Origin of the sequence: Bradyrhizobium sp. AUGA SZCCT0105, from assembly GCF_018129565.1 — a bacterium.
In the GTDB taxonomy this organism is placed as follows: Bacteria; Pseudomonadota; Alphaproteobacteria; order Rhizobiales; family Xanthobacteraceae; genus Bradyrhizobium.
Map to the genome: position 1 here is coordinate 475,916 of NZ_JAFCMK010000004.1, position 12,881 is coordinate 488,796.

Sequence of the window (12,881 nt, forward strand, 5' to 3'; positions counted from 1 at the left end):
CCGAAATTTGTATATTTATTTCGGACAATCCACTTGGTTCGCGTCCGAAAAAGGACTACAATTTTCGGACATGAACACCGACTCGCCCGATCTGAAGAAAGCCATGCTCGAGCGCATCCGTGCGGATGCGCCACGCAAGGTCTGGACGCCCAGTGACTTCGTCGATCTCGCCTCGCGGGACGCGGTCGATAAGGCGTTGCAGCGGCTGACGAAGGTCGAAATCCTTAGGCGGATTGATCGTGGGCTCTACGATCAGCCTGGCTTCAACAAACTCACCCAGAAACCCAATCCGCCTGATCCGCGCTCAGTCATCGACGCCGTCGGGCGACGTGACCAAACCCGGATGCTTGTCGACGGCATGACCGCGGCGAACGATCTGGGCCTAACTGACGCCGTCCCCGCCAAAATCGTGGTGCACACCGACGCTCGGCGCCGCGCGATCAAGCTCGGCAACGTAACGATCACCTTCCGTCCAACCGCGGCCAGCAAGCTATTCTGGGCCGGACGACCAGCGATGCGCGTCGTCCAAGCGCTTCACTGGCTGCGCGATCTCCTGGTTCGTGAAGGAGAAAGTGATCAGGTTAGGCGCAAGCTCGCCAATCTTTTCGAAGATCCCACGGTGGGACCGCCCCTCAAAGCGGATCTCACTGCCGGTATGACAGCTCTTCCGACATGGATGTGGGTGTTTCTCAAGCCGCTCGTTGAAAGCGACGCCGGCGTTCGTCGTCGGCACGTCGATGATGATCGTGATGATGCTGATCATGATCGTCATCAACAAAGAACGGCGGACGATGCCGATGATCAGCGTCATGCTGCCGTCGCCCGGCCCAAGCGAAAGCCGCTCTCCCCGCAGAAGGCACAAACTGCCAAGCGCGGTGCAGCCCGGGCGGTGAAGACATGAATCCGGCTTTCGACGAGGTTCTCGCGGCCGGGTCGGACGCGATGTTGAGCGCCTTCGATACGACGGCGCTACGCCTCGGCACGGCGTCTCAGAATATCGAGAAGGACTTCTGGGTCTGCTGGACGCTGGATGCCTTGTTCAATGGCTTGAAAGAGGGCGGACCCCGCCTCCTCTTCAAAGGTGGAACCTCCCTGTCCAAAGGGTTTGGTTTGATCAATCGCTTCTCCGAAGACATTGATGTCACGGTGTTTCGGGACGACATCGGCGAGCCGGCGACCATCGAGGAGCTCGAAGCGCTGAGTAGCAAAAAGCGCCGGGCGCGCCTCGATGCGATCAAGGACGCCTGCCAAGCCTACATCAACGGCCCGCTGCGGGCTGAGTTGACGCAGATCCTGCAGGACCGGCTTCAGGCTGCCGGCCTCGATGCCGGCGCGGCCCGAGTGGAAGCCGATGACGCTGATCCCGACGGGCAGACGCTTCTGATCTGGTATCCCGCGGCGACGCCGCGATCGGATTATGTGCGGGCAGCGATCAAGATCGAGTCGGGCGCGAAATCCGCGCTCGATCCGAACAGCGAAGTGCCGATCAAACCCTATGTCGATGATGATCTGCCGGCGCTCGACCTGACCGTGCCGGCCGTCCGCACGGTCGATCCGGAACGTACCTTCTGGGACAAGGTTGTCATCCTCCATGGGCTGCGGCGCTGGTTCGACAAGCGCGGCGAGCTGCGCGGGGGCGGCCAACGCGTTTCCCGTCACTATTATGACCTGCACCAGCTCGCCGCGGCCCGCGTCGGCGCCGCCGCCATCGCTGATCCGGCGCTCGGTGCGGATTGCGTCGCGCACGCCCGGATGTTCTTCAATCGACCGGACTTCGATCTCGCGAGCGCTGCGCCTGGCTCGTTTGCACTCGCCCCGCATGACGCGATGATCGAGCAACTGCGCGTCGACTACAGGGCCATGCAGGGCATGATCTTTGGCGATCCACCGGATTTCGAGGCGGTGCTCGACAGCATCGGCTCGCTCGAGACGCGTCTCAACAAGAAGGGCGATACGGGAGGCGGGGCCGCGCGATGAACCAGTTGGAGGGAGCTTTCGACACCGGGCAAAAGGCAGACGCGCGTGGCGCGGGCGAAGCGATCGTAACCCCGCTGCGCAAACGCCGCCTCAGCGGCGAACTCTACGAGCGCGACCCGAAGATAGAAGCCCTCATCGCCGAATTGGCAGTCCTGCCGCGTGATGGCTTGATCGCCAGGGCGGAAATCACCAAGCGCTCGGACCCGGGCTACGTCCCGAGCGAATGTCTCGTTTACTTCATTCGCGCGAGCCGTCGCGACAACAACGAGGTGTGGTTCGAGCGCCTCTATCGGATCTTGACCGAACGGGTGCTGCGCAGTTTGCCCAGGGCGGAAAGCTCCGATGGAAAGACGGAATCGCTGACGCGCGGGGTCGTGCGCGACAAGGTGTTCGGCCGGTTCGTCGAGCTCTTTTCGGCGGACCGCGCCGCCTACGACGAAAAGGTCGACTACTTCGAGGTGCGCTTCGATGGCGCGCTAGCGAGCCTGCGGCGCGATGCGCAGGAAAAGGCCTGGCGCGACGAAAACCGTTCCCAGCCCCTCGAATATGACGAGGAGAGCGGAGAACTGTCACCGGAGGTCGAGGCGGCCGCAGGGACCCACGATCCCTTCGCCGTGTCGGATTTCGACGACCCGTCTTACCGGTCGCGCCTGGATGCAGCGATTGAAGCTCTACCGACAGAACAAAGCAGGATCATTCACATGTTGAGACAGGGCTTCCCCATCGACTCCAAGGAGCCGGACGTCATGACCATCGCCAAGGCTTTGGGCCGCTCCGAAAAGACCGTCCGAACCTACCGCGACAAGGCCTTCGCCGCCCTGCGAGCTGCCATGGCCGACGGAGACGAGCGGTGAGCCCCGGCGGCGGACGTCCATCCCGCGAGGCCGTGCTCGACGCGTTCGCGGTCGAGAGCGAGCCTGGCCGGTCGACCTTGGAACGCTATCTGCGGCTATACCCGGAATATGCCGGGGAGCTCATCGACCTCTCGCGCGAACTCAGCCGCGAGGCTTATGAAGATGCCGCACCCCTCTCTGCTACCGATCGGGCGCTGATCGACGCTGCCTGGTCGCAACACGCGAAGGTTATGCCGGCGGCAGCAGCCGACCCTTTCGCGGCGCTGACGGTCGATGACTGGCGCGCCGTCGCGCAGCGTCTGGACGTGCCCCGGCAGGTCGTGACCGCACTGCGCGAACGGCGGGTCTCTCTCGTCAGTATCCCGCGACGCTTCCTGGCGATATTGGCGGATGCGATGCGCAGCTCTGTCGCACAGTTGGAGTCGTCCTGGGGGCCAGCGCACCTGATTGTCGCGCGCAGCTATAAGGCCGACAGCAAACCGGTGGCCGGCGAGCAGGTCACCTTCGAGCAAGTGCTGATCGATGCCGGCGTCCCGGCCGAGAAGCGCGCCCGGCTGTTGGCGGAGGCGGACTGACATGGACAGTATGGAGCTCGCCAGGCAAGTCGCCGCCGAGCTTCACGCTCGCCTCGTTGCATCCGGCGCCGATCCCTGGTCGCCCTATGACTTTGCTGTCGCCGAGGCCAAGCGGCGGGGGATTGATGTCGAACGGACTGCCGCCGGCGCAGCCGTCCTCAATGGCGGCCGCGCGACTTTCGTCGCCGCCGACGATCTGATTCTTCACGAGAATATGGGCTCTCCGTTCGAGCAAGCTTTCCTCGTGGCGCATGAGATCGGCCATGTCGAGCTGGGCGACGATCCTGGTGGCGAAGCGGCGCCGATGATTGATCCGGCACGCCCGGCCGAGCCCTCACCAGTCGGAATGGATCGGGTTGTCGATTATGGACGCCGGCAACGCCGCGAAGTCCAGATGGACCTGTTCGCGCGCGAACTGCTGCTTCCGCGCACCGTCGCGCGGGCGCTCCATGTCGACCAAGGGCTCGCCGCGTCCGCCATCGCCGCGAAGCTCGGCGCGCCGTTCGAGGTCGTCGCGCAGCAGTTGTTCGATGCTTTGCTGCTGCCGCCCGTGCCTCCCGCCGCGACTGCGGCGCATGTCGAACGGCCGCTCAATCCGCTGCAAGCGGCCGCTGCGGCGCATCGCGGCGAAGCCTATCTGCTTGAGGCGGGGCCTGGCACCGGCAAGACGCAGACGCTGATCGCGCGCGTCGAGGGCCTTCTAGGCGAGGGCGTCGATCCACGGCGCATACTGCTGTTGACCTTTTCGAACAAGGCAGCGGGCGAGATGGCCGAGCGGATCGCGCGCAAGCGGCCCGAGGCTGCGGCCGCGATGTGGATCGGCACGTTCCATGCCTTCGGCCTCGATATCATCCGTCGTTTCCATGCGGAGCTCGGCCTGCCGAAGGACCCGCGGATGATGGACCGGACCGAAGCGGTCGAACTCCTCGAGGGGGAGTTCCCGCGGCTTAGGCTCGCGTACTACCGCAATCTTTACGATCCGACCCAGATCATTGCCGACATGTTGGCCGCCGTATCGCGGGCGAAGGATGAGGTGGTCGACGCCGAAACCTACGCCGCGCTCGCCGACGCCATGCAGGCGAAAGCCCAGGACTCGGATGCGCGCGAGGCGGCGGAACGCGCCGGCGAGGTTGCCCGCGTCTACGCGGCCTACGAACAGCTCAAGCGCAACGCGCATTGCATCGACTTCGGCGATCTTGTCGCCTTGCCGGTGCAACTGCTCGAAAAGGAGGCGGCCATCTGCGCGGCGCTGCAGGCGCAATATGATCATGTCCTGGTGGATGAGTATCAGGACGTGAACCGCAGCAGCGTGCGGCTGCTGAGCGCACTGCGGCCCGACGGCCGCAATCTCTGGATGGTCGGCGACGCCAAGCAGTCGATCTACCGGTTTCGCGGTGCCTCATCCTTCAACATAACCCGGTTCGGCAAGGAGGACTTCGCCGGTGGCAATCGCGGTCGATTGAAGCGTAATTATCGTTCGGTGCCGGAGATTGTCGCCAGCTTCTCCAGTTTCGCGATCACGATGCGCGCCGGCGATGCGGATAGTGGCCTCGACGCGGACCGCGACGCCAATGGACATAGGCCCGAGTTGCGCACGGTCCAGCGCGCCGAGCAGCAGCAGGTCGCCCTGGCCGACGCTATCGAGGAGCTGCGGCGTGACGGCTACGCCTATCGTGACCAGGCGGTCCTGTGCACCGGCAACGAAAAGCTGTCGACGATCGGGCAGGACCTGGAACGGCTCGGCGTGCCGGTCCTCTTCCTGGGAAGTCTGTTCGAGCGGGGTGAGGTCAAGGATCTCCTGGCTCTCCTCTCGATCCTGGTCGATCGGCGCGCCATGGGCCTGGTGCGCATTGCCTGCTGGCGAGACTTCGCCACCTCCTTTGCCGATGTGGTCGCGGTCTTCGACCATCTGCGGGCGGCCGAGCACGCGCCGGCGGGCTGGCTGCGGCATGGCGAGGCGATCCCCGGTTTGAGCGACAGGGGGCGGCAGACCGTTGCCAAGCTCGCGACTGCGCTCGATGGTTTCGATCAGACGGCCTCGCCCTGGACCGTGCTCGCGACGCTGTTGCTCGATCGCACACGCATCGCCGCGCGCCTGGGCGCGTCGGAGGATCTCGCCGACCGCACACGGGGCATCGCGATCTGGCAATTCCTCAACTTTGTGCGGGTACAACCGGCCGGACGCGGGCTGCCCATCACGCGCCTGCTCGATCGTGTGCGCAGGCTCGTGCGGCTCGGCGACGACCGCGACCTGCGCCAATTGCCGGCGGCCGCCCAGCATCTCGACGCCGTGCGGCTGATGACCATCCATGGCGCCAAGGGCCTAGAGTTCGGTGGCGTCCATATTCCTGGGCTTAACAGCGACACGATCCCACGCACGCCGCCGGCGCCGCCCTGTCCGGCGCCCGACGGGATGATCGCGGGGGCGGAGGGCAGTGCGCTGGAGGCGTTCCGCGCAGGTCAGGCCGAGGAGCAGGAGTGCCTATTTTACGTGGCGCAGTCGCGCGCCCGCGATCGCCTGATCCTTTATGCGCCGACCGAGAAGAGTAACGGCCACAACCGACCGCTTTCGCCATTCCTCGACCGTCTCGGGGCGACCTTAACACGCCGTTCGCTCGTGCCGGCACGGCCGCTTCCCGTGGCCGCGGAAGCTCGGGATATCGATTTGGTGGTCGACGGACGGCTGCGGTTAGGCGCCCCGCAGATCGCTCTTTATGAATCCTGCCCGCGTCGCTTCTTCTACACGCATGTCCTGCAGGTCGGCGGCCGGCGAACCGCGACCGCCTTCATGCATCTGCATGAGGCGGTTCGCGTGGTGGTCGAGGCGGTGATCGCGTCGGATGGACCCGTGTCCGAGCAGGCGCTGCAAGATCGCATCGATGCGGCGCTCGCCGGCGAGGGGCTCGGCGAGCACGGCTATCGCGCGGAATTCCGCGATCTGGCGCTGGCAATGCTGCGCTTCTTCCTGGCGAACCGCGCCGAAGCAGTCCCCGAAGCGCCGGTCGCGCTCAGCCTCAGTTTCGGCGGCGAGGAGATCATCGTTCGGCCGGACGAGGTGCTGGTGCGGCCGGACGGCATCCGCGCCGTGCGCCGCATTCGCACGGGTCACATGCGGTCGGCCGAGGGCAAGGATGTCGGCGCGGCGGCGCTGATGCTGGCGGTCAGGCAGTCCTTTCCCGGCGCGGTCGCAGAGCTCGTCCATCTTTCCGACGGCGAGGCACATGCGCTTGCCTTGTCCGATCGGGAGCTGAAGGGGCGCAAGGACAAGCTCGCAAAGTTTCTCGGCGACATCCGCGCCGGACGGTTTCCGGCCGAGGTTTCGTCGCGCACCTGCCCGAACTGCCCGGCCTTCTTCATCTGCGGGCAGACCCCCGACGGCCCCTTGCAAAAAAAGTTCGTCTGACCTTACCGGTCGGCCTCCCTCGCTCCGATTGGACCCTTAGAGCCGCGGCGCTGCCTCGGCCGAACCTAAGGACCCAATCTTATGAACACCGAAGAACTTCTTGATTACGACGATCTCGGCAACGCCCTGCGCGAAGGCCGGGCGTTGCGTCCGGCGCGGGGGTATCGCTTTCTCCTCGCGCAGGGCGATCTCAACTTCCAGTCCCGTGTGGTGAGCGATCCCGTGCCGCTCGGCCGCCAGTTGCTGGAAGCCGCGGCACTCGACCCGCGGGACGGTTACAGCCTCATCGCGATCCTGCCCTCGGGCGATTTCGAGGATGTGAGGCTCAACGAGCCGTTCGACCTGCGTGAGCGCGGCGCCGAGCGGTTCATCGCCTTCCAGACCGACCGCGACTTCAAGCTGACCCTCAACGACCACGAGCTGCTCTGGGGCAAGCCGGTCATCAGCGGCACGGTGCTCTACGGCCTCGCCAAGCCCGGCGAGGGGGAGGCCGTCTTCCTCGAGGTTCCCGGCGGTGAAGATCGCCTGATCGAGCATGGCGAGCTGATCGATCTGGTCCAGCCCGGCATCGAGCGGTTCATCACCGCGCGGCTGACGTTCGAGATCATCGTCAATTCGCGGCCGCGCACGGTGAACGCCCGCACGGTGACGTTCGAACAGATCGTCCAGCTCGCCTTCCCGGGCCAGCACGAACCCAACGTCGTCTTCTCGATGACCTATCGGCACGCGGCGTCGACGCCGCCCGCCGGTGAGCTCGGGGTTGGCGGCTCCGTCGACGTCAAGAAGAAGGGCACGGTGTTCAATGTCACGCGCACTGTTCAGTCGTAATCCGGACCTCAAGCGGCTGCGGGACGAAGGCTACTTCGTCCAGCAGCAGGGCGGGTATCTCGTTATGCGCGAGGTGCCGTATGTCGATGCGCGCCGGGAGGTGCGCATCGGCACCCTCATCTCCAGCCTCACGCTGGCCGGAGATCAGACGCGCCCGCCCGACACCCATGTCATCCACTGGGACGGCGATTTCCCGTGCCACGCCGACGGCAGGCCCATCCAGGGCATCTCGCATGCGGCCGGCGCCTTCGATCTCGGCCACGGCCTGAAGGCGACGCACAGCTTCTCCAGCAAGCCAGACGGCGGCTACTCGGACTACCACCACAAGATGACGAGCTACGCGAATATCCTCGCGGGCCCGGCCGCAGTGCTGAAGTCCGGCGCGACGCCTCGCACCTTCCGCGAACCGGAAGAGGAGGAGGACAGCGTCTTCAACTATGTCGAGACCGCCTCCGACCGTGTCGGGATCGGCGTCCTGACCGAGCGACTCGTCAACGAGCGGGTCGCCATCATCGGCGTCGGGGGGACCGGCGGCTACATCCTGGATTTCGTCGCCAAGACGCCTGTCCGGGAAATCCGGCTGTTCGACAGCGACGAGTTCCTGACCCATAACGCGTTTCGCGCGCCGGGCGCTCCGAGCCTGGAGGAATTGCGGGAAGCGCCCAAGAAGGTCGAATACCTGAAGCGCATCTACAGCCGGATGCACCGGAACATCGTGGCGCACGATGTCGCGCTCGGCGTCGACAACATTCACCTTCTCGACGGCGTCACCTTCGCGTTCCTGTCCCTCGATGCGGGTGACGCTAAGCGGCTGATCGTAGAGAAGCTCGAGGCGATCGGCGCCGCGTTCGTCGATGTTGGCATGGGGCTCGAGCTCGACGAGGGGTCGCTGGGCGGCATCCTGCGCGTCACCGCCAGTACGCCGGAGAAGCGCGATCACGCGCGGCAGCGCATTTCCTTCGTCGGCGGCGGCGCCAAGGACATCTACGCCTCCAACATCCAGGTCGCGGATCTCAACGCCCTGAATGCTGTCCTCGCGGTCGTCAAGTGGAAGAAGATTCGCGGCTTCTACCGCGACCTCGAGCGCGAGCATCACTGCACCTACACCACCGACGGCAACATGCTGATCAACGGGGATCTCGCGTGATACGGCACAAGCGACTCGAACATCGTTTCGTCGAACACATCCCTGAGCGCCTTGAGGCAGGCATTCTCTATGTTTCGATGGAATATGCCACATCAGCCCACAGCTGCTGCTGCGGTTGCGGCGAGGAGGTCGTCGCCCCCTTCACGCCGACGGACTGGAAGATGACGTTCGATGGCGAGACCGTCTCCCTTCGGCCGTCGATCGGCAATTGGACGCTGAAATGCCGGTCACACTATGTGATCGACCGCAGCAAGGTGATCGAGGCCGGCCCCTGGAGTGACGAGCAGGTCGAAGCCGAGCGTCGTCGTGACCGCGCTGCCAAAGCGCGCTTCTACGGGCAGACGCCAGCGATCGAACTTGCCGTTCAGCCCGCTCCCGTCAAGGCGGCTCCCGGCTTCTGGCGCCGCGCCTGGCGTTGGCTATCTGGCAGATCGTGACGATAGGCCCGACGGCAGGTTGCCGTCGGGCTATCCCGCTTCGGAACGCAGCGCAGCCCTAAGAGACAAATCAAGAACATCTATCAGGAGCTTACACGGTCTTCGCCGAAATCCTTGTGCAAGGAATGACCGACACACCATATATTGATGTTAGGCATGGGGCGATCTCCTAGCACGTGCGCGTCTCCACTCATGGTGGTGGGGACGTGGGCGAGCTTCTTGCGACCTCCTCCGGTGCCTGGCGAGGACAGATAGGCATCGAGAAGGAGCGTGGAGAATGGATGCTACCGAATTCAAGCCCGGCGATCTTGTGCGGGTGAAGTCAGGCGGGCCGATCATGACGGTCGAGCAGGTCGGGAAGACGGCCATGCTGGAGGAGGATGCCGTCTGGTGTGTCTGGTTCGAGAAGGTGGGCAACAAGCAGGTCGCGCGGAAAGACACGTTCGCGCCGGTCGTGCTGGAGAAGGCTGAGAAGCCACGAGCCGCGTTCTCCGTCGGCGTCGTTCGGGCGTAGCGTGGTGCCTCATGCCGTTTCGCGGCCTGTTCATCGGCATCGACCGTTATAGCTCGACCGGCATTGATGAGCTGACCTGCGCGCGTCGCGACGCGACGGCGCTGGAGGCACTGTTCTTCGACACGCTGGGCGGCAGCACAGTCTTGCTGGCAGATGCGGAGGCCACGCGGCAGCGGATTGAGGACGCATTTGCCGACCTGGCCGGCTGCGGCCCCGAGGATACGGTGGTGATCGCGTTCTCCGGCCATGGGTCGGAGACACATGAGCTCGTCACCCACGACGCGAATCCAGATGATCTCGCCGGCTCCGCGATCCCGCTCGAGCTGTTGCAGGAATGGTTCTCGCGGATACCGGCAAAGCGCCTGATCCTGTTCCTCGACTGTTGTTTTTCCGGCGGCATTGGGGCGAAGGTTCTGCACGTCGATGCGAAGCCGCGCAGCCTTTTGTCCGCCGAAGCGCGCCTGGCTCAGCTTGGCGGCGCTGGTCGGATCATCTTCACCGCCTCCGCGGCGACCGAGCCCGCCTATGAGCACCGCCGGTTCGGGCACGGCTTTCTGACCCACTTTCTGCTTGAGGCGCTATGTGGCGCCGAGGAAGTCGTGAGCGGCGGCAAGCTCTCGCTCTACCGCCTCCTCGAGCATGTCACGAGCCGCGTCCGGGCGGCCGCGCTGCAGGGCGGCAAAGAGCAGAACCCGACCATGCGCGGGAGCATCGACGGCGATGTCGCGTGGCCCGTGTTCGTGCCGGGCGCTAAGTATCGGGCGGCCTTCCCGGCGCGTCTGCCTGCCAAGGTGACGTCCGATCTTGCCAGCCTCTCGTCGGCCGGTTTCCCCGACGCGCTTGTCACCGCCTGGGCTGGAGCGATCCCGTCCTTGAATGCGCTTCAGATCTCCGCCATCACCGACTTCGGCGTGCTGGACGGCGAGAACCTGGTGGTGTCGGCCCCGACATCCTCGGGCAAGACGATGGTGGGCGAGCTCGCGGCGCTCCGGAACGTGCTGGATCGCAAACGGGCTTTGTTTCTGCTGCCGCTTAAGGCCCTTGTGGCAGACAAGCGGCGGCACTTCGAGAGCGTCTATGGCGGTTTCGGGGTCCGCACGGTGGAAGCGACGGGCGAGACGGACGACATCGCGCCTCTGCTGCGGGGCCAATACGATGTCGGTCTCCTGACCTATGAGAAGTTCGCCGCGATCGCGCTGACATTCCCTCATGTGCTGGCGCAGGTCGGCGCGATCGTGATCGACGAAGCGCAGATGATCGCCGACCGTGGCCGCGGCGCGAATCTGGAGTTCATTTTGACGCTCATCCGGATGCGCCGGCGTGAGGGGATCGAGCCCCAACTGATCGCGCTTTCGGCTGTGATCGGGGACACGAACGGCCTTGAGCAATGGCTCGGCGCGCGGCTCTTGCGGCGCACGGAGCGGCCCGTTCCGCTTGAGGAGGGCTTGTTGCTCGGCACCGGGCATTTCCGCTTTCTTGACCCGGAGAATGGCAATGAGCAGGTTGAGGGGCCGCTCGTTCGGCGTCTTGTCGGCGGCAAAGGATCCAGCCAGGATTGGATCATCCCGCTGGTGCGCAAGCTTGTGGCCGAAGGCCAGCAGGTGATCGTGTTTCGCGAAACCAAGGGCGAAGCCCGCGGCTGCGCCAACTATCTCGCAGAGTCGCTCGGATTGCCTCCGGCTGCCGAGGCGCTGACGCAGATGCCCGGCGGCGATCCCTCGCAGGCCAGCGCCGACTTGCGGAGCGCGCTGGGGCGCGGCGTCGCTTTCCACAACTCGGATCTCGACCGCGAAGAGCGGCGCGTCATCGAGGAAGAATTTCGCCGTAGCGGCTCGGGCCTGCGCGTCATCGCAGCCACGACGACGCTGGCGATGGGCGTGAACACGCCCGCGTCATCGGTCATCATCGCCGGCTTGAATCATCCCGGCGACGAGCCCTATTCGGTAGCCGAATACAAGAACCTAGTCGGTCGCGCGGGAAGGCTTGGCTTCGCCGAGAAGGGAGCTTCGTATCTGCTGGCGCTCGATCCGCGCGCCGAGCATGATCTGTGGTCGCGATACGTGACCGCGGAGCCGGAAGACTTGGTGTCCCGCTTCCTCGACGGTACAACCGACCCACGCTCCCTGATTATCCGCGTCCTAGTCGCGGCACAACGAGCGGCCGGCGAAGGCGTGCCGAGCGAGGAGATTGTCGAATTTCTGGAATCGAGCTTCGGCGCGTTCCAAGCCCGGCGCGCCCATAGCGCGTGGCAGTGGAGCCGGCCGGATCTGCTTTCGGCCCTAGCGGATTTGGAACGCCACGGCCTGGTGCAGAAGAACGCTACAGGCGCGTATGAATTGACCAAGCTGGGCCGTCTCGCTGGCGAAAGCGCGGCAGAGGTCGGGTCCATCGTCGCGCTCGTAGATTGCCTCGGCTCGCTTCAGCCCCAAGAAATCAGCGATCCCGTCCTGATTGCCGCAGCTCAAACGACGGTCGAGGTCGATCAACTCCTTTTTCCGATCAACCGAAAAAGCACGCAGAAAGAGCCTCAGCTATGGCCCAACGAGCTGCAGAGGCAGAATGTGCCGTGGCACGTCCTGAACGCGCTTCAGCGCGGGACAACAGAAGATCATCAGGCGACCCTGCGTGCGAAGAAGGCGGTCGCTTGTCTTTTGTTCGTGTCCGGTCGTGCCATGAGCGAGATCGAGCGCGTGCTGACGCAGTTCGGTGGTGCGTTTGGCGGCGCCGCCGGCCCCATACGCGCGGTCGCAGCGCGGACTTGCGATCTGATGCCGGTCGCGGCTCGCGTCGCCGAGATCCTGCACCCCACGCTCGATCTCGGTGACCGTGTGAGACGTCTGGCGATCCGGTTGACATATGGCGTGCCCAGCGCCGCCGTCGACCTCGCCCAATTCGCTGGAGCCGATTTGCTGCGGGGCGACTATTGCCGCTTGGCCGCCGCGCAGCTCTGTGAGCCCGAACAGATCGACGCCGCAACTGATGACCAAATTCTGGCATGCGTGGACAAGGACAGGCGCAAGCTTGCACTTGTCCGCGATGCGGCGAAGCGCGTTGCCAAGCGTCGGGCCGAAGCGGTGGCGCCTTCCGCCCCGATCCTTGAAGTATATGTGCCCTAAATTGCGCGCAACGGGGGCGTGAGGCGATTG

Annotated in this window: 10 protein-coding genes; all 10 read left to right on the top strand. The window is 64.9% G+C overall.

From position 1 onward, the window contains the following. The first annotated feature begins 70 nt into the window (after positions 1–70). The 10 genes from JQ573_RS21850 (at position 71) to JQ573_RS21895 (ending at position 12,851) form a co-directional block, all read left to right on the top strand. Positions 71–901 (top strand): DUF6088 family protein, encoded by an 831-nt coding sequence (locus tag JQ573_RS21850; RefSeq protein ID WP_006023613.1) that lies wholly within the window; start codon positions 71–73, stop codon positions 899–901. Next, positions 898–1,977, top strand: coding sequence for a nucleotidyl transferase AbiEii/AbiGii toxin family protein (locus tag JQ573_RS21855; RefSeq protein WP_006023612.1), 1,080 nt, complete (start codon positions 898–900; stop codon positions 1,975–1,977). Before JQ573_RS21850 ends, JQ573_RS21855 begins: the two co-directional genes overlap by 4 nt. Then, a complete protein-coding gene (locus JQ573_RS21860; RefSeq protein WP_006023611.1) occupies positions 1,974–2,831 on the top strand; it encodes a response regulator transcription factor in 858 nt (285 codons plus the stop codon). Before JQ573_RS21855 ends, JQ573_RS21860 begins: the two co-directional genes overlap by 4 nt. Continuing rightward, entirely contained in the window at positions 2,828–3,406 is a 579-nt protein-coding gene (locus tag JQ573_RS21865; protein ID WP_006023610.1) for a hypothetical protein, read from the top strand. Before JQ573_RS21860 ends, JQ573_RS21865 begins: the two co-directional genes overlap by 4 nt. A gap of 1 nt (position 3,407) precedes the next feature. Next, on the top strand, positions 3,408–6,809 hold the full coding sequence (locus JQ573_RS21870) for a UvrD-helicase domain-containing protein (RefSeq protein ID WP_191125842.1): 3,402 nt from the start codon (positions 3,408–3,410) through the stop codon (positions 6,807–6,809). An 81-nt stretch (positions 6,810–6,890) separates the two neighbouring features. After that, positions 6,891–7,637 (top strand): multiubiquitin domain-containing protein, encoded by a 747-nt coding sequence (locus tag JQ573_RS21875; protein WP_006023608.1) that lies wholly within the window; start codon positions 6,891–6,893, stop codon positions 7,635–7,637. Beyond that, entirely contained in the window at positions 7,612–8,784 is a 1,173-nt protein-coding gene (locus JQ573_RS21880; RefSeq protein WP_006023607.1) for a ThiF family adenylyltransferase, read from the top strand. The genes JQ573_RS21875 and JQ573_RS21880 overlap by 26 nt, the downstream gene beginning before the upstream one ends. Then, the gene (locus JQ573_RS21885; protein ID WP_006023606.1) at positions 8,781–9,221 is read left to right on the top strand and encodes a DUF6527 family protein; all 441 of its coding nucleotides are present in this window, start codon (positions 8,781–8,783) and stop codon (positions 9,219–9,221) included. The genes JQ573_RS21880 and JQ573_RS21885 overlap by 4 nt, the downstream gene beginning before the upstream one ends. A 277-nt stretch (positions 9,222–9,498) precedes the next feature. Next, the gene (locus JQ573_RS21890; RefSeq protein ID WP_006023605.1) at positions 9,499–9,735 is read left to right on the top strand and encodes a DUF2158 domain-containing protein; all 237 of its coding nucleotides are present in this window, start codon (positions 9,499–9,501) and stop codon (positions 9,733–9,735) included. An 11-nt stretch (positions 9,736–9,746) separates the two neighbouring features. Further along, on the top strand, positions 9,747–12,851 hold the full coding sequence (locus JQ573_RS21895) for a DEAD/DEAH box helicase (protein ID WP_006023604.1): 3,105 nt from the start codon (positions 9,747–9,749) through the stop codon (positions 12,849–12,851). The last annotated feature ends 30 nt before the right edge of the window (positions 12,852–12,881 follow it).